The sequence below is a fragment of the Enterococcus sp. AAFC-DPL-5182 genome (assembly GCF_058216605.1).
On record NZ_CM177101.1, the window covers coordinates 1,307,714 to 1,324,626 of the forward strand.

Annotated in this window: 18 protein-coding genes; 16 read left to right on the top strand and 2 right to left on the bottom strand. The window is 34.2% G+C overall.

The genetic code is table 11. From position 1 onward, the window contains the following. Positions 1–35: 35 nt before the first annotated feature. The 16 genes from AC4BB7_RS06045 to AC4BB7_RS06120 all read left to right on the top strand — a co-directional run bounded on the left by AC4BB7_RS06045 (position 36) and on the right by AC4BB7_RS06120 (position 13,665). Complete coding sequence (locus AC4BB7_RS06045; RefSeq protein ID WP_490484732.1) at positions 36–722, top strand: class I SAM-dependent methyltransferase; 687 nt, start codon at positions 36–38, stop codon at positions 720–722. A 37-nt stretch (positions 723–759) separates the two neighbouring features. Next, complete coding sequence (gene leuC, locus AC4BB7_RS06050; RefSeq protein WP_086312293.1) at positions 760–2,136, top strand: 3-isopropylmalate dehydratase large subunit; 1,377 nt, start codon at positions 760–762, stop codon at positions 2,134–2,136. Continuing rightward, positions 2,136–2,723, top strand: coding sequence for a 3-isopropylmalate dehydratase small subunit (leuD, locus tag AC4BB7_RS06055; RefSeq protein WP_490484733.1), 588 nt, complete (start codon positions 2,136–2,138; stop codon positions 2,721–2,723). Before leuC ends, leuD begins: the two co-directional genes overlap by 1 nt. Positions 2,724–2,801: 78 nt before the next feature. Next, on the top strand, positions 2,802–3,548 hold the full coding sequence (locus tag AC4BB7_RS06060; RefSeq protein ID WP_490484734.1) for a class I SAM-dependent methyltransferase: 747 nt from the start codon (positions 2,802–2,804) through the stop codon (positions 3,546–3,548). A 33-nt stretch (positions 3,549–3,581) separates the two neighbouring features. Then, positions 3,582–4,076 carry a hypothetical protein gene (locus AC4BB7_RS06065; protein ID WP_490484735.1) on the top strand — a complete coding sequence of 165 codons (495 nt, stop codon included), beginning with the start codon at positions 3,582–3,584 and terminating at the stop codon, positions 4,074–4,076. 187 nt (positions 4,077–4,263) lie between these two features. Further along, the gene (locus tag AC4BB7_RS06070) at positions 4,264–5,532 is read left to right on the top strand and encodes a YdeJ family lipoprotein (RefSeq protein ID WP_490484736.1); all 1,269 of its coding nucleotides are present in this window, start codon (positions 4,264–4,266) and stop codon (positions 5,530–5,532) included. A gap of 239 nt (positions 5,533–5,771) precedes the next feature. Further along, on the top strand, positions 5,772–6,059 hold the full coding sequence (locus AC4BB7_RS06075; protein ID WP_086312298.1) for a TIGR04197 family type VII secretion effector: 288 nt from the start codon (positions 5,772–5,774) through the stop codon (positions 6,057–6,059). A 17-nt stretch (positions 6,060–6,076) separates the two neighbouring features. Beyond that, positions 6,077–6,436, top strand: coding sequence for a DUF3958 family protein (locus tag AC4BB7_RS06080; RefSeq protein WP_490484737.1), 360 nt, complete (start codon positions 6,077–6,079; stop codon positions 6,434–6,436). After that, positions 6,426–7,778: an LXG domain-containing protein gene (locus tag AC4BB7_RS06085; RefSeq protein WP_490484738.1), complete on the top strand. Its 1,353-nt coding sequence runs from the start codon at positions 6,426–6,428 to the stop codon at positions 7,776–7,778. The genes AC4BB7_RS06080 and AC4BB7_RS06085 overlap by 11 nt, the downstream gene beginning before the upstream one ends. 4 nt (positions 7,779–7,782) lie before the next feature. After that, positions 7,783–8,421 (top strand): DUF443 family protein, encoded by a 639-nt coding sequence (locus AC4BB7_RS06090; RefSeq protein WP_490484739.1) that lies wholly within the window; start codon positions 7,783–7,785, stop codon positions 8,419–8,421. Positions 8,422–8,441: 20 nt separating this feature from the next. Next, a complete protein-coding gene (locus AC4BB7_RS06095; protein ID WP_490484740.1) occupies positions 8,442–9,077 on the top strand; it encodes a DUF443 family protein in 636 nt (211 codons plus the stop codon). Between the two features lie 2 nt (positions 9,078–9,079). Further along, positions 9,080–9,751, top strand: a complete 672-nt coding sequence (locus tag AC4BB7_RS06100; RefSeq protein ID WP_490484741.1) for a DUF443 domain-containing protein — start codon at positions 9,080–9,082, stop codon at positions 9,749–9,751. A 15-nt stretch (positions 9,752–9,766) separates the two neighbouring features. Further along, complete coding sequence (locus AC4BB7_RS06105) at positions 9,767–10,069, top strand: DUF4176 domain-containing protein (RefSeq protein WP_490484742.1); 303 nt, start codon at positions 9,767–9,769, stop codon at positions 10,067–10,069. A gap of 428 nt (positions 10,070–10,497) precedes the next feature. After that, a complete protein-coding gene (locus tag AC4BB7_RS06110; RefSeq protein WP_490484743.1) occupies positions 10,498–11,631 on the top strand; it encodes a GmrSD restriction endonuclease domain-containing protein in 1,134 nt (377 codons plus the stop codon). Then, complete coding sequence (locus tag AC4BB7_RS06115) at positions 11,621–12,655, top strand: MAE_28990/MAE_18760 family HEPN-like nuclease (protein ID WP_490484744.1); 1,035 nt, start codon at positions 11,621–11,623, stop codon at positions 12,653–12,655. The genes AC4BB7_RS06110 and AC4BB7_RS06115 overlap by 11 nt, the downstream gene beginning before the upstream one ends. 65 nt (positions 12,656–12,720) lie before the next feature. Beyond that, positions 12,721–13,665 carry a hypothetical protein gene (locus tag AC4BB7_RS06120; RefSeq protein ID WP_490484745.1) on the top strand — a complete coding sequence of 315 codons (945 nt, stop codon included), beginning with the start codon at positions 12,721–12,723 and terminating at the stop codon, positions 13,663–13,665. 111 nt (positions 13,666–13,776) lie between these two features. Here the strand turns inward: AC4BB7_RS06120 and AC4BB7_RS06125 are convergent, their stop codons facing one another. Next, complete coding sequence (locus AC4BB7_RS06125; RefSeq protein WP_490484746.1) at positions 13,777–15,321, bottom strand: DNA cytosine methyltransferase; 1,545 nt, start codon at positions 15,319–15,321, stop codon at positions 13,777–13,779. Between the two features lie 262 nt (positions 15,322–15,583). Beyond that, complete coding sequence (locus AC4BB7_RS06130) at positions 15,584–15,892, bottom strand: hypothetical protein (RefSeq protein ID WP_490484747.1); 309 nt, start codon at positions 15,890–15,892, stop codon at positions 15,584–15,586. Positions 15,893–16,913 lie beyond the last annotated feature (1,021 nt).

The following is a 16,913-nucleotide window of genomic DNA, read 5'->3' on the forward strand; positions in this document are numbered from 1 at the left end:
TTAAAAGAACGAATGAAAGAGTAGGTGAAGAAACAATGAAACGTACTGAACAGATTCAAATCCATTTTGACCAAGAAGCCCAAGAATTTGACGATATTATTCAAAAAATCATTCCTTATTATGACCAAATGATCGAAGCAATCGTTGCAAGTATTCCTTTTGAAAAAGACCAACCAATTTCAGTAATCGATCTCGGCTGCGGCACAGGTACCTTGGCTCAGGCTATTCAAGAAGATTATCCAAACGCTGTGATCGCTTGTGTCGATATGAGTGAAGAAATGTTGAGGATGGCTAAGCAAAAGTTAAGTAATCAAGTGACCTGTATTGCCAGCTCTTTTGAACAGTTGACATTTGAAACAAGCTATGACGTGGTGGTTTCTTCACTTGCTCTTCATCATTTAGAAGATCAAGCTGCGCATAAAAAATTTTATCGTCAAATCTACGATGCTTTAAATCCAAACGGACTCTTTATCAATGCAGATGTAATCAAAGCATCTAGTTCCGATTTACAAGAAGCGTTCTTGCAAAAATGGATCGCTTTTATGAACCAGAAGATTACGTTAAAAGAAATCCAAGAACGCTGGTTGAAAAGTCATTTTGAAGAAGACCGCCCACAACCGATGATGACTGAATTAAAAACATTGGAAACAGTTGGATTTCAAGATGTAGATGTCGTCTATAAATATTATAACTACGCAGTATATTTAGGTAGAAAAGCTTAAGAATTTGAATGAAAATAAAAAATGGATGTGACTAAGCATGGGAAAAACACTATTTGATAAACTATGGGAACAACATGTAGTATCAGGAGTTGCTGGAGAACCGCAATTACTCTACGTCAATCTTCATCTGATTCATGAAGTAACCTCACCACAAGCGTTTGAAGGACTAAGAGAAGCAGGAAGAAAAGTCCGTCGTCCAGATAGAACTTTTGGTACGATGGATCATAATGTTCCAACAAAGGATATCTTTAATATCACCGATTTGGTGGCCAAAAAACAAATCGAAGCCTTGCAAAAAAACTGTGAAGAATTTGGTGTAACTCTTTGTGATAACGGGAGTGACCGTCAAGGAATCGTGCATATGGTGGGACCTGAAACAGGTTTAACACAACCAGGAAAAATCATCGTTTGTGGGGATTCTCATACGGCAACTCATGGCGCATTTGGAGCCTTAGCTTTTGGTATCGGGACAAGTGAAGTGGAACATGTTTTTGCAACTCAATGTATTTGGCAAAATAAACCAAAATCGATGGGTGTCAAAATTACTGGTAAACTAGCAAAAGGCGTGTATGCCAAAGACATTATCCTAGCGTTGATCGCAAAATACGGTGTTGATTTTGGTGTGGGACATGCAGTTGAATTTTACGGTGAAACGATCGAAAACTTAACAATGGAAGAACGCATGACTATCTGTAATATGGCGATCGAAGGCGGCGCAAAAATGGGGATGATGGCGCCGGATGAAAAAACCTTTGAGTATGTGCGTGGCAGAGAATATGCACCGAAAGATATGGACGCGGCGATCGCAGATTGGAAAAAACTACCAAGTGATCCAGATGCCGTTTATGATACTAACTTAGAACTAAACGCCGACGAATTGGTGCCGTTTGTAACGTGGGGCACTAATCCGGAAATGGGTATCCCGATCACAGGGACTTTCCCTGAAATCAAAGATATGAATGACGAGCGTGCCTATAACTACATGGATCTAAAACCGGGACAACGTCCATCCGATATCGAAATCGGCTATGTCTTTATTGGCTCTTGTACAAATGGTCGCCTATCTGATTTGGAAGAAGCAGCGCGCATCGTAAAAGGCAAAAAAGTTAAAGAAGGCATTACGGCAATCGTAGTGCCAGGTTCAAGACCGGTTCGAAAAGCGGCTGAAAAAATTGGTTTGGATAAAATCTTCACCGAAGCAGGTTTTGAATGGCGTGAACCAGGTTGTTCTATGTGTCTAGGAATGAACCCAGACCAAGTACCAGCGGGCGTTCACTGTGCCTCGACATCTAACCGAAACTTTGAAGGACGACAAGGCAAAGGCGCACGAACTCACCTTTGCAGCCCAGCGATGGCGGCAACCGCTGCAATTGAAGGAACATTTAGAGATATTAGAGAGGAGCTTGGGGCATAATGGAGGCATTTACACAACATACAGGAACAACGGTTCCACTAATGAACGATAATATCGATACTGATCAGATCATTCCAAAATCATTTCTAAAACGAATCGAAAAAACAGGTTTTGGTGAGTTCTTATTTGATGAATGGCGTTACTTGCCAGATCGTACACCAAATCCAGACTTTACATTAAATGAACCACAATATAAAGACGCGACGATTTTGATTTCAGGTGATAACTTTGGTTCAGGATCATCAAGAGAACATGCGGCTTGGGCTCTAGATGATTATGGATTTAGAGCCGTTATTGCAGGGAGTTTTAGTGATATTTTCTATATGAATGCGACAAAAAATGGGTTACTGCCGATTGTATTGACGCATGAAGAGTTGGATGCATTAGCAGGACTTGGGGCAGATGAAACGATTACGATCGATTTGCCTAAGCAAGAAGTTATTACGCCAAATGGTTCGTATTCTTTTGAAATCGACAGCACTTGGAAACATAAGTTGGTAAACGGGTTGGATGATATTGCCATCAGTTTGACCCATGATGATGAAATTGCGGCTTATGAAGCGAAGATTCCAGCTTATTGGCAATAAGAAATAGTAAGAATGCTACATCGATGAATAAATTTCGGTGTAGCTTCTTTTCATTACATCGTTAGGAGAGTGCACGTAATGGAATGGGATGCTAAAAAATATAATACGACACATGATTTTATTTTTAAATATGGAGCTGGATTATTGGAACTATTGCCTAAAGAGCCGAAAAAAGTGTTGGATATTGGCTGTGGAACGGGAGCGTTGACGAAGCAAATTGCAGAACTTGGGCATGAGGTAACTGGGATCGATCAATCATTGAATATGATTAATCAAGCAAAAGAGAGTTATCCTGATTTGAACTTTTTTCTGGAAGATATCTTAAATCCTACTAATCAAATTGAGACGTATGACGTAGCATTTTCAAATGCTGTTTTTCATTGGATACCGAATCAAGATCGGTTATTGAAAAATATTAGTGAACATTTAACGGCGAATGGTCAGTTGATTTGTGAGTTTGGTGCAGTGGGGAATGTCCAGGCGATTAGAGAAGCTTTTGGGAAAGAATTAAATGCGTTGGGGGTTCCTTTTGAAGAGCCATTTTGTTTTACGTCGGTTTCAGATTATCGGAACTTGCTCGAAAAGAATCATTTTGAAGTTGTGGAGATGATGGAATACGATCGACCAACACCACTTAAAGGTGGGGAATGTGGTTTGAGAGAGTGGATGGAGCAGTTTTATGCTGATGAATTGGGTGAGTTGACAGGCGGGGAGAAAGAGACGGTTCTTGAACATATGGAGCGAGATTTGAAGGGGAAATTGTGGAAAGAGAGCCAGTGGGAGGCTGATTATCGGAGATTAAGGATGAAAGCTGTGAAGCGATAGAGGGTGTTATGAGTAGGATAAGGAGATAAGAAAATGAAAAAGAAAGTTGGAGTGGCAGTTGTATGTATTGTTCTAGTCGTAATTGGATCAATACTACTAAAGAAGGATGATCGCACTGACCCCGTTAGTAAATCAGAACGAAAAAAATATGGCGAAACAATCTTCAATTATATGAAAGCAGAAACATATTTTAATTCTGAAACAGTAGAAGCTAGTCCAGAGGTGAAAAAAATCAAATTGACTTTAGATTTTTATGGACAGGAAGTTAATGAAGAAAAAATAACTGTTTACCTTAACCAAACGGTTTCAGGTATTGATAAAGCTGGACAAGATGTTTATGGCTCAAATTTTCCTGTAGTTTATACGCTTGAAAAACAAAACAATGGTTACACAGTCATTCAATATGAAGAACCTGGAGATGGTTCGTTTTATGAAGAAGATATCAAAAGAATGTTTCCAGCAAAAATGTTTAGTGCGGTGAATAAGGTAAAAAGCGGAAAAATAACTATTGAAGAAGATGTAGAGTAAGCTTCAAGTGAGAGTTCATCTAATAAATAGCAAAAAATAAGAGTTAGCCTTTAATGGATGATTCTTATTTTTTATTAACTATACTTTTTTCGAATTTAAAATGACAGAATAGATAAATATGCTAAACTATCTATGGGGAGTAAAAAATAATAAGTTATTTCTATTAACGAACAGGAGTGGGGAAGAAATGAAGAAAAAAGTTTTGGGGATTTCTATTGGAGCACTAACACTTGTAGCTCTCGTCATCGGGGGCATTATATTCCAAAAGCAAGCAAAAATTACAACGGCACAAAAGGAGATAGCGGCTATAGAAAAAGAAGCAATGGAAGCCGGTGCTCTTTATAAAGAAGTTGCAGCACTTTTTGATGAAAAACAAGAATTTCTAAGTAAAGAAATCAAACCCGTAACGATCAAAGAAACCAAAGAAAAACTGTTAAAGAAACAAACTGAAATTGAAAAACTCAAACGCGAGTATGAAAACAAGATAAATACGAATACAGCAGAAACGACTATTCAAAATCTACAGAAAAAAGTTGCATTGGCAAATACGAAATTAGAAATACAAACAGAAACAAATGAGTTATTCAGCTCAAAAGAACTTGCAATCAAAGGCGACAACATTAAAAAAGAATTACCGATCACGCTAGACTTGACGAAAGGAAAAATTACCGAAGTCAAGGATACACTCTCAGAAAACAAAGACCTAAAAGGGAAATGGAAAGAAGCCATCGATTCTATCCTCCAAAATGCTACAGAACAAGTGGATCAAGAAGAGAAAATCAAAAAGTTACTCAATGAATCCTTTGACGGAAATATACCAAAAGAAACAGTCCAACAAAGCGATTATAATACCTTAAATAAAGAAATCGAAAAAGTTAAAAACGAAGAACTGAAAACAACGTTTACTGCAAAATTGATTTTAATGAAAGCTATGATCGATACTCAAGGTCAGATCAATGCTTTAACTCAGCAAAAACAAGCTGCTGAACAAGAAGTCAATAAGGCTATAGAACAAGCCAAAGCAGAGGCAGATAAAGCAAAAGAGCAAGCGACAGGAGACGATAAACTATTACTTGGTTACTCAGACGATCAGATTGAATATGCTCGTGTGTGGCTGACCTTGATTGGTGTGAAACCGTCAGAACTAAATGCAAAAACAATAGCTGCAGGAACACCGCTCGATCAATATGACAAAGGGAGTGTCACGTATCCGACGGATGTTATTATACTATACGGTGGCTATAGCGCTGAGGGACAAATCGTTTACACAAGTAACCGGAATGGAACGATCAACGTATATCCAGTTCCAAGTCATTGGCAAATCGGCGCAGAAGTTGCCAATGATCCAGAAAAAGTGAGAGCATTGACTCAGGATATTTTGGATAATGTACGCACGGTGAATGTTGATGTAGGGAATCCAAGAGATGTGCTGGATTTGATAAGAGTACAGAAGTAAATTAACGAAACAGGTAGTTTGGAAAATAGACATTTTCTAGGCTATCTGTTTTTTGTACGACTTAAAAACCTAAAAATAGGACTTAGATTAGGTTGTTCCGTGTATGTTATAAATTTCTTTTAATTAATCATATGACACATTTGAAAATTATATATTTACATTGAGTTGTTTAAGAATTACAATTAAATATATATACTATTATACAATCTTAGTAACGATTAACCATAGGAGGATAAGCTATGCCAAAAGATATAAATAGTAATTCCGCAGTAGCACAAGCTGTTGCTACATCTATAGCATCATCGGTGAGCTCTCTAAATCAAGGGACAACGATCACAAAAGATACTCAGACAACCGTTGCAGGTAATAACAATGCGCAACAAGCAATTACACAACTAACGACCTTCAACACCTCACTTGTCCAAGCCATTACCCAAGCAAGTAATAATATTCGGTCAGTGGCAGCCGAATTCGAAGCAGTCGATCAACGAATCGCTCAAATGCAGTATAATCAAATGCTTCCTTAAACTGAAAGGAGGAATAAATGATGTCCACCCTTGAAGAAATCAAACAACAAAAAATCCAACTCGAACGTGAACAAGAAAAACTCGAAGACTTAAAACGCGGCATCAACAAAACAGAAGAACATTACGAAGAATATTTTTTCTATCAAAAGCAATTATTCAATGAATTACAAGAAGAATTTGCCCAAAGCCAGACAGATATGTTGTATCAAGATATGGCCGAACAAATCAACTGGCAAAGCCGAGGCGTTCAAGACTTTTTAGAGGAACAACAGCAAGAACTAACAAAACAAACAAGAGCGTTAGAAGATCAACAAGAAAACCTACATTGGCAAGAAATAAAAACAAAAGAAGAAAGGTCGGAAAAGCATGAGTATTGATATGTACCTCGGTCAAGCGAGAAGCCAAGCGTCTAGTGTGAAAAGTGCGTGCAGCCAATTAGCACAAGGCTATACGTCGTTGATGCAAAGCAATCAACAGTTTATGGGAGCAAGCGAATTATCAAGTAAAGGCTATGACTCTGCCAAAGAATTCTTTGCGGCAGTGATCCAACCTTTAGTTCAAGGTGCCGAAGTGGGTGCAGACATGACAGCAGAAGCTTGTCAAAAATTTGTGGATCAATATACGTCTGACGTTGATAGTATTGACTTGAAGTCAGATGATTTAGAACGACGAATTCAACAGATCAATACGTCGATTCTGAATATGGAGAGTATTAATCGAGGGGTGCCAAAGCTTCCGACTGGAACGAATCCGTTGGAACAAGCGAATCGGCGGATTATTGAATCGTTAGAGACGACTAAGCGGGATTTAGAGAAGAAGTTAGAGAAATTAATGACGTTTAATGGGACGTCACCTGCTATTTTTGATGGGGTGAATAGTTTTTATTCGACGTTATCGCAAGGGTTGCAACAGGCGAATAGTGGTTTTAATCCTGCGACTGGGACGTTTTCGGTTCCGAAAGGGAAAGCGTTGGATTGGGCAAAAAAAGTTAGTAATACTTATGATAAAAGAGAAGTGGATAGAATTGCTAAACTTTTCCCAGAAAAGGTAACGTCAAAAGATTTACTTATTTTAGCAGATATTCAAAAAAGGGATAAAGATATAACCTTTCCAAAGAAAGTTTCAGAATCATTAAAGAAAACCTTTGGAAAATATGCTGATGATTTATCTGGTATAGAGTTAGATGCACTTTTAGAATCAGCAGGGGAGTATCTTAATTTTGATGCTCTAGGCAGAATGTTGACTAATGGAAGTTCGTCCTTCACTGCCTTTGGTTTAGCAAATATTAATAGTGCTTCTATGAATGCAAGTTTAAATGGAGCAAGTTCATATGCTGTTGGTCAAATTGCAAAAAATGTAGGAATTCCCGCTATAGGTTTTACCGTTGGAATGGTCAGTGATGCTTCGCAAGGGAATACACTAGGTCAGTCAATTGCTCATAATACTGCTGTAGCAGGTACTGCAACATGGTTAACAACGGGCGGAATGATATTTCTAGGAAGTAATCCTGCTGGATGGGCTATTGTTTCGGTAGCTGTGCTGAGCAGTCTTGCAGCAAGCGTAATGTATGATGGAAATGTCTTTGGGTTGAAAGACATGAGTAATGATTGGGCGAAAAATTTTGATAGTGGTCTAAATAAGCTAAGCGGTACAATGAATGATATAGGACAAACTGTTTCAGGCAAATTTGACAAATTAGTCTCCAGTTTTGGTTGGTGAGCGCATGAAAGTTTATAAATCAATAAGTGATCGCTATAAGCTAGCTGAACTAGATAAAAAATACTATCTAATAGATATTGATGGCAATTTTTGGGCGTGGTTTTTACCAACCTTAGTTTGGTTATTTCCATTGAAAGCAACTGAAGTTAATAAAAAAACATTCGATAGCCTTATAAAAAATGAAAAACAACATAAAGGAATGATTCCACTTATAGCTATAGGTATTATTGGCGGAAGAATCTTATATGAATCGTTAAAAAATGTATTTGAAGGAATAGACGAATCATACTCAATAGTCAGTCGTGTTTCTTATTTTTTACTTACAATACTAGCTTTGGTTTTTGTGAGATATATGATTTCATTTATTAATAAAAAAATGTTTGTACGAAAAGCATCAATATCTGAGTTTAGTTTATCTATTTGTATAGAGAAAAAGACAGTCCAAAACTATTATATAAAACAAAGTGTTATTAAATTAATATTGCTGTACCTGATTGGTTTAGTTTGCACTATTATCACGATAGTGTCTTCATATATAATCATTGTTGTTTTTATCATTGGTTTTTTTATCGTTACATTTATGAATCGAAATTGTATGTTCCCTTATGGAAGTAGTTTTTACAAAAAAGATAAAGTTCTGTAATCGTTTTGGAGGTGTACAAGATGAGAGTGTATAACTCTAAAATAAGTCGCTACAAGGTAGTAATTCTAAATGGAAAAAGATATCTCATAGATATGGATACAAACAAATTGATTTGGTTCTTTCCCATGATTGTCTGGTTAAGTAAATTACAAGCAGTAGAAATAACTAAGGACCAGTACAATCATCTAAAACGTAATAGTAAATATTCTGCATCAACAGGTATAAATATTGCAGCTATTGGGTTAGGTGGTGCGGTATATAGTTTTCTTAAAGGGATAATCGATATTGTCTTTCAAACAGCAACAGTTAGTTCTTTGATAAGTTCCTTTTTAGTTATTGTGATGATAGCTTTTATCATGAGATATATCGTATCTTTGATGAACATGTATCAGTTAAAAAAATACGCAATAAATCAAACATCAGTGGGATATATTCAATTAGCAGAAAAGAATCTGTACTACAAAAAAATTTGTTTGCAATCTATGTTCATTTTTTTAGGGGTCTATTTTTTGCTATTGTATTTGTATCTTGCTTATCTAGAGGCAGTAGTTTTAGTGATATTATTAATTCTTTCGTTTGCCTTGTTTTTCCTTAATACTCTCGTTGTTAAACCCTACAATGATATGTCGTATAAATATATAGAATATGGTAAATAAAAATGAAAGTAGAAGATACATCTATACCTAGTTTTAAATTAGCAACGATCAATAAAAGGGACAAGTATTTAATTGATTTAGATTCACACAAATCAACTTGGCTGATTCCAATGTCTACGTGGTATGTTGCTAATAATGCTACAAAACTTAGTGAAGACCAATACATTAAGCTTAAAAAAGTCCCTAAAAACAAAGTGGGCGCTTCAATATGGTCATTTTTTGGATTTATGCTTGGTGGCGTAATTTATGCTTTTATGAAAGGATTAGAAAGTATATTTTTTGAAGAAATAACGATGAATCTTATGTTTTTAGCTGTTCTAATCGCTTTTTTTTGTAGTTTCATATTTAGATATGTACGATCTGTAGTTAATCTTAATAAGTTGAAAAAGATTTTTAATGAGGAAACAACTATAAAATTAGATCATCTGATTGTTTTAAAGAAGGATAATAATTTTTATAAAAAGCGTTGTGTAACTGGAACAATTATGTTGATAGCAATCTTAGTTTTTCTGTTGTCTTTATTGATCCAGGCTAAATCCTTAACAGTTATACCAGTAATATTCATCTATCTAGTGTTTGTGTCATTTTTAAACACGTTAATATTAAAACCTATGGAAAGTATGGAATATAGTTATAAAGCTGAAAATAGAGTTGAAATGTCAAAGTTCAAGTGAGAAGGAGTGAAAATCATGTTAACAATCGGTAGTATCGTATATTTAAAAGAAGGTAGTCAAAAAATTATGGTTTTAAATAGAGGACCAGTTGTAAATGAAAATGATAAAAATGTTTTGTATGATTATAGCGGTTGCAGATATCCAAGTGGTTTAAATCCTAATGAAGTGCTTTATTTTAATCAAGAAAATGTTGATTCTATTTTGTTTAATGGTTATACAGATGAGGAAGAAGAACGTTTTGAACAATTATATAGTGATTGGTTGAATGGTGAAGGTAAATTGATTGAGAGAGGGATTGTTAGTAGACCTCTTGGGTAATATTGAAAAAATTAAAGATGCAGTAAGCTGTCAATAACTATTTAGTTATTGGCTCTTATTCTATTTTGCTACTAAAAACTGGTAACTAAATGAACGATTGGATGTGATAAAACTGGAGTTTCTATCATAAAGGACTGAACAGTGCCTGTATGGTAATAGTGATTTTAACTTTTAATATAATATTGGTAAATTTGTTAATTACTATTTAGTCTAATACAATTAAAAGTATTAGCAAATTATATAAAATGGGAAGCTTCATTAAGTAGTAATATTATTCTATAAATTAAAAATAATAGTAATTATAAAGTAAGTAGTGGTAATGTACTTTTCAAGAGCAAAATATTTTTTTAGAATACTCTTTTTTTATATGCAGATATATTGTAAAATATAATAATGATAATAATTTTTAACAAATTGGAGGTCACGAAGTGTTTAAATATAATGATGTCTTAGAAAAAAAAGTTAAAGAAATAAATCAATCTTCTAAAGAAACAGACATAATTAGTAAGTATAAAAATGGTGAATTCAGGATTGTTACTGAACAAGCAAGATATCCACTGGCTAACCTAGCTAATATCTTTGCCGAGCACATTCTTCAACCAAATTATCAAAGAAGGAGAGTTTGGGATCTAAAACGAAAATCAAAACTAATAGAAAGTTTTATTATTAACGTTCCTATTCCATCAATATTTTTATATGAGATAGAGTTTTCAAAGTATGAAGTTATGGATGGGCAACAGAGAGTATCTACTTTACTTCAATTTTTTGCAGATGAATTTGCATTAGAAGGATTAGAAATTTGGCATGAACTTAACGGAAAAAAATATTCTGAATTACCAATGGAAATTCAGAAAGGAATTAATCGTAGGTATATATCAGCAACTATTTTATTGAAAGAAACAGCTGAAAGTGATTCAAGCGAAATGACAATGAAACAATTTGTTTTCGAGAGATTAAATACAGGAGGTATGCAGCTAGATCCTCAAGAAATAAGAAATGCTCTCTATCCTGGAAAATTTAATGAATTATTAATTGAGTTATCTAAAGATGAGTTATTTAGAAAACTTTGGGGATTTGAAGGTTCGGTATCTGAAAGAATGGAAGATTGTGAATTAGTTCTTCGTTTTTTTGCATATAAGAGTGCTACAGCACATAAAATATCTAAGGGAATAAAAGCATTATTGGATACTTATATGAAAAAAAGTATTACCTTTAAAGAAAATGATGTGGAAGATTTAAGATCTTTGTTTACTAAGACAATATACCTTACGTATCAAATTTTTGGTGAGAACGCATTTAAATCTGAAGCTAAGAGTAAGAAAAGTGAAAAGATGATTTATGATACAGTCATGTTATACATGGCTAGTGTTATTGAGGATTTAGAAAAACAAGAGGTAAATGTAAATCAGGTAAAGTTTAACAATTTATCCAAAAAGAAATATGCTGCAATTAATAGTAATAAAGAATTATTTAATGGTAAGTATACTGCAATTAAAAATGTTTCTGAACGTGTAGAATTTTTTGAACACGAGTTGAAAGGAAGCATTATCTATGATAGATAGATATCTAAAAAAAATAAATGAAGTCATTGGGCTCATTGAACTTTATGAGAATATTTTAACTATAACTCATAGCTCAATTAAAGAAGAAGCCAATATATTAAAATTGAATATGTACAAATCATCTGTGATAAATTTGTATACTTGTTGGGAGAATTATATCAAAGATATTGTTTATTCTTCTTTTGAAGAAAATAAGTCATTGATAATGGATGCAGGTTTCATAAAAGATTATATTGAGCATGCTTTTTCAAAAAGTTATATCAAAAAAGATTTTCTTTCCACTCTGGATTCGAACGAAATAGTAATATCAAAAAAGAACTTATGTAGCTCAAATAATCTGAAATATAAAGAGATGTTAGAATTATTTGGAAGAATAAATTTTAACAAAGATGACCTTCAAAAGCACTTTAAAAATAAAAACTTAGATAAAGCTATTGAAGAATTGAAGCAATCAAATGTGGAGATTGATATTGAAGGGGAAGAAGTACCAAAAAATGAAGTTGAAAAATATCTTAATACATTAGTGACTCATCGAAATAGAATATCCCATGCATATGATATTGATTCAATATTTAATACCAAACAATTGAAGAACTATTGTGAATTTTTTAAAGAACTTATGATTATAGTTAATGAATATAAGGCTAGTCAATCTATAAAGATGTTTAAACAATTAGATAACACTTTGGTTTCTGAAATAAAAATTACAAATATATGGCATGAAAATACCGTAAATCCTCAGACCAATGCAATTATCGAAACCAAAATCACGGAGAAAAGAAAAAAAACATATATTGGAGAAGTAAAATGGTTTGTTTTTGATAGAAATGATAAAATTTATAGGGGAATCAATGTTAAATCAATGAGGAATAAAAAAAGAAGAAAATGTAAAATCATTCCGATAGATGAACTATTCTCATTAGAAATTGATGCAGAATGCCGTATAACAAAAGGAAAAACAAATGAATTATTTGAAATGAACAAAGCACCATTACAAGATCCAGTTAATATCAAAATCTATTAATTTTTTTGCATAGCCGTTTTTATAGATTATACAAAATAAAAATTAGTAAGGGAATGTTTATAGCTATGATTGAGAGTAATTTGATAGAAGAATTAAGAAAGTGTGCTATAGAAGAGCTTTTTTCTACTAGCTTTTCTGCGGTATGGGAAGAGAGCTGGAGAGATACTTTCATGGAAAAAATAGAAAATAAGGTTAATGGTAAAAATATTTTTAATATGGGAGACTCTCTTTCTGAACTATTTCAGTCCACAAGTAAAGGACGAAATCAAAGTTCTGTCTCGGGTGGGGGATATAAATGGGAATGCTTGGTTTGCTGGTACTTGAATCTTTGTCTTATTGGCACTAGAACTGTAGTGATTAAACAAAAGAAAAATCTTGTTCCGAAACCACTAAAGGAAGCGATCGCAGTATATTATGGTAATTTTAGATCTGATACTGAAGCGGATTTGATTGCGATTTCATTTCCAAATGATGAGTCTTACTTAACTAATATAGATGAGTTATTAGTGCGAGATAGCTCGGGAGAATTGATACCTAAATATGTTAAAGGCAAAATAAATAGGTCAGATTTATTAGATTTTCTTATAGACAGAGATTTTGAAAAATTTTCAATCAATATTATTCAATGTAAAACGAATTGGAATGATAATGCTCAAATACCAATGTTGTGGGATATGATATATTCCGCAGATTCTTTTGTTTCTAACCGAATTCAAATTGGTGGTAACGGTTTTTCCATAAAAAATTTGGCGGATTTTAAGTATTCTTTTGTAACTGTTCCAACAAATAAGGAGGAATATACACCTACTAAAACTGCCGTTCAAAGAGTCAGGAATTTATCTGGAGGCAATTTTTGGGGAAGAGCATCCCTTAATGACACGGCCTCATCAATAAAAGAAATATTTAACCGGAATTTTAAAAGTAGTCAATCTAGCACTAGGCTAATAAAAAATTTGGATTTAGAACTTGAAAAAATTAATACTGTATACGACTATTTTAAATTAGGATAACTAGGAAAAAAATCTATAAATAATTCAATTCATCTCTTGATTTTTACTTACAATATATAGTTTAAATCAAGAGACGAATTGCTATCTTTTTTACTCACAAAAATACTTTAATTATGTGTAAAGTGCGTTCATGATAGAGGAAGCAATTGCTTTAGCCATAAGAGGCGGAACAGCATTTCCTACTTGTGTATATTGTGGTACTTCTTGTTTTCTTTTATCTCCTCCAGTAGTTCTTTTTCCTAAAAATTCAAAACTATCATCAAAAGACTGAAGTCTAGCCATTTCTCTAACTGTCAAAATTCTATTTTCAAAAGGATGAATAAAATCATCTGGTAAAGTAACCATTGTAGGGGCTTGACCAAGAGAATCAAGACGTTTCCTACTATTTTTTTTTGTAAACAGAGCCTCCAAAATGTCATCAGTCAACCCAGAGCCACTTATGCATGCATTAGAAAGCTGGTTTGAGCTAATTTTACGATTTAACCTACTATGACACATATTAAGAAATTTTTGTGTAGTTTCTTCACTAGAATTTATACGATTTTTTAGTTTTGAAAAGTATATGTGGTATATTTCTTCCTTCGGGTTAGCCATAAATAAAATACTTAGAACTTTATTAGTATCACCCAGCCATCTTTCTTTTTTTGAATTTTCAAGTGAAACTTCAATTTCTTGTAAAATATCTTCAATTATTAACATGTTAGATGACTTATTAACGTTAAACAGAGTCTCAAAAAAAAGTTCTGGATAGTCGTTTAGTAAATCCAATCCTGTTTGCTTTAATCTTTCACTAGCCATTCGGGTCGATTCTCCTTGATTGTATATAGAAAATCGCTGAATTACACTTTTGGTGTGCGTTGACAATTCTTGATTGTTTATTCTAGTTGCTGAAATATAATTACCAATGGTGTTTGGTGTTCTACCGAATTTAGACTGTCTTGCATATTCAGATCTATAGTTGTTCATGATGCCAGATAAGGCTTCTTTCACAGTCACTTTTTGGTTAATCTTTGTCGGATATTCAGGCTCTTTCATGTCGTCACGCCAAGCTAAGAATACGGCTCTTTTTCGATTTTGAGGAACTCCATAATCCGAAGCATTTAGAAGTTTAGGCTCTAACATATTGTATCCTAAACCTTTTAGTTCAGTTTCTAAAATGTCTTTAGCTAATCTTTGCCCTTCATAGATTTTGTTTTTGGATAAAACACTCGGAAAATCTAACATTTGCATATCCATAAAACCTTCAACATTTTCCATAACAACATATTTTGGATAGACATCATGAATAATTCTTAAGTACTCGTGAAATAGCATGTTTCTAGGATCACTAGAATCTCTTTTACCAGCTCTACTAAAGCCTTGACATGGAGGACCACCAAATGTTACATCAATATCACCACGTTCAAAGTTCATGTTTTTATATTTTTCTAGTTTGTTTATTTCTTTAAATATATTTTCACCAGTTAATTTTCTTATATCGGCTAACTCGAAATGAGTATTCTCACCTTCAACAAGACCAAGTTGTTGGTGTCGGTTTTTATATGTTGCCATGACTTCAGAACTTTTATCGCTAGAAAAAACAATATCAAAGCCAGCCTGAATAATTCCTTCGCTAAAACCCCCAGCACCACAAAATAAATCTATAACATACGGCATAATATCTCTCCTTATCATTTAAGTATTATAACTTATAATTATTAAAAAAGTAACTAGGTAGTCAGAGTATGGAACGTACGTTCTAATTATAACTTTTTTCTTGTATAATTCAATAAATTTATGGTAAGCATTTTTAAAAGTATTTATCTTATGTATGGAAAATGAGGTGAAAGCTGTTCCATTAGAAACTTACGATTTCATAAAACAGAAATAACTTTTCAGAGGATGGATCATTTCCATCCTCTTTTATAAAATACGCAATCTATTCCAAATCCATTTTCCTAACCTCAAACCCAGTCCCAACCTTCTCAGCCCTAACCATCTCCATCACCAATTCATCCCCCAACTCAATCAACCGATTATAATCCTCATAAAAAGCATGAAACATCTGCGCCCGCGCATAATACTCCTTCACAATCCGTTTCTTATTAATCGGCCCAGACCGAAACTGAAAAAAATGATCCAAAATCGCCAAAGGCTCCTGCCAAGAAGCCATCTTCTCCATAAAATCCCGCAACTCAATAATATCATGATACGTAACTGCCTTTAAATTCTGTCCTTGTTTATCCATTCTCCTGATCTCCTTTAAATAAGGCAGAGAAAAGCCGATAAGCGCCAAACGAAACCCAAGCTCAAACCCAACTTCTCCCGCCAGTTTTTCTACTGAATTTCTGGATTCAGAGACTTTTTCTATATGCACATTGACGAGGCAAACCAAACCACCCAGCGTTACAAACGACTTTCAAAGCCTTGCTGTATTCATAACGCCTTCTCCCAGAGTAAAACAAAAAACGATACCGAACCTGTCAATACCGTCATCAATCAGCCAAACCAAACCCGCAATTCACTCCTAAACCACCATCAATCCCAAGAAAATCCCAAAACCAACTAGAATTTCAAAAGAAAATTAGGTACAATAAAGAAGCTAGTGCTTCGGTGCTAGCAAATTGGCAACTTGTGTAGACAGGGTCTAGATGTCTGTACAAGGCTTCATCGTGTGGTTGCCGCCAAACGGTGAAGTGCCTTTTTGTTTTATCCAGTTTTTCATCGATTCTTAAAATATTCCTCCCTTCAAAAATAGTCGCAGGACAGAAAAAAACGGCATTGAGCAGATGCCCAATACCGTCGACAATAGTCTAATCCCATATACACAACAACCAATCATCACCAAAAAAAGCAAAGATTCCCTAGAAATCCCAACCTATTTTAGGTACAATAAAGAAGCTAGTACATGTTGCTAGCACTATTGGCAACTTGTTTGGACTATGTCTAGCATGTCTTAACAAGGCTTCGATCGTAAGGTTGCCGCCGAACGATTGAAGTGCCAATTTTTATTTATCTTTTTTGAACAGAGGTTGGGGAGAAAACGTCTAGCTCCAAGAACCAAGTAGGTACTGTGCAACATTAACTTATTTTTCGTTGTGTTTTACAGCAATAAGAAGGAATTCACGAAAAATGTTCTTCAATTTTTTGTGAATTTCAGCTTATTTCCGAAGGAGCTGTTTTTGTACCACCGTTTATCCCAATCTCGATCCTAATTTCTATCCTACACAATTTATTATACCGAAAGACACCACCCACCGCAACGAAAT

Coding starts and splice junctions, on each gene's coding strand:
- leuD (WP_490484733.1), top strand. CDS start 2,136: ATGGAGGCATTTACACAACATACAGGAACAACGGTTCCACTAATGAAC.
- AC4BB7_RS06120 (WP_490484745.1), top strand. CDS start 12,721: ATGATTGAGAGTAATTTGATAGAAGAATTAAGAAAGTGTGCTATAGAA.
- AC4BB7_RS06060 (WP_490484734.1), top strand. CDS start 2,802: ATGGAATGGGATGCTAAAAAATATAATACGACACATGATTTTATTTTT.
- AC4BB7_RS06115 (WP_490484744.1), top strand. CDS start 11,621: ATGATAGATAGATATCTAAAAAAAATAAATGAAGTCATTGGGCTCATT.
- AC4BB7_RS06090 (WP_490484739.1), top strand. CDS start 7,783: ATGAAAGTTTATAAATCAATAAGTGATCGCTATAAGCTAGCTGAACTA.
- AC4BB7_RS06095 (WP_490484740.1), top strand. CDS start 8,442: ATGAGAGTGTATAACTCTAAAATAAGTCGCTACAAGGTAGTAATTCTA.
- AC4BB7_RS06100 (WP_490484741.1), top strand. CDS start 9,080: ATGAAAGTAGAAGATACATCTATACCTAGTTTTAAATTAGCAACGATC.
- AC4BB7_RS06080 (WP_490484737.1), top strand. CDS start 6,077: ATGATGTCCACCCTTGAAGAAATCAAACAACAAAAAATCCAACTCGAA.
- AC4BB7_RS06085 (WP_490484738.1), top strand. CDS start 6,426: ATGAGTATTGATATGTACCTCGGTCAAGCGAGAAGCCAAGCGTCTAGT.
- AC4BB7_RS06125 (WP_490484746.1), bottom strand. CDS start 15,321: ATGCCGTATGTTATAGATTTATTTTGTGGTGCTGGGGGTTTTAGCGAA.
- AC4BB7_RS06075 (WP_086312298.1), top strand. CDS start 5,772: ATGCCAAAAGATATAAATAGTAATTCCGCAGTAGCACAAGCTGTTGCT.
- AC4BB7_RS06070 (WP_490484736.1), top strand. CDS start 4,264: ATGAAGAAAAAAGTTTTGGGGATTTCTATTGGAGCACTAACACTTGTA.
- AC4BB7_RS06130 (WP_490484747.1), bottom strand. CDS start 15,892: ATGGATAAACAAGGACAGAATTTAAAGGCAGTTACGTATCATGATATT.
- AC4BB7_RS06105 (WP_490484742.1), top strand. CDS start 9,767: ATGTTAACAATCGGTAGTATCGTATATTTAAAAGAAGGTAGTCAAAAA.
- AC4BB7_RS06065 (WP_490484735.1), top strand. CDS start 3,582: ATGAAAAAGAAAGTTGGAGTGGCAGTTGTATGTATTGTTCTAGTCGTA.
- leuC (WP_086312293.1), top strand. CDS start 760: ATGGGAAAAACACTATTTGATAAACTATGGGAACAACATGTAGTATCA.
- AC4BB7_RS06045 (WP_490484732.1), top strand. CDS start 36: ATGAAACGTACTGAACAGATTCAAATCCATTTTGACCAAGAAGCCCAA.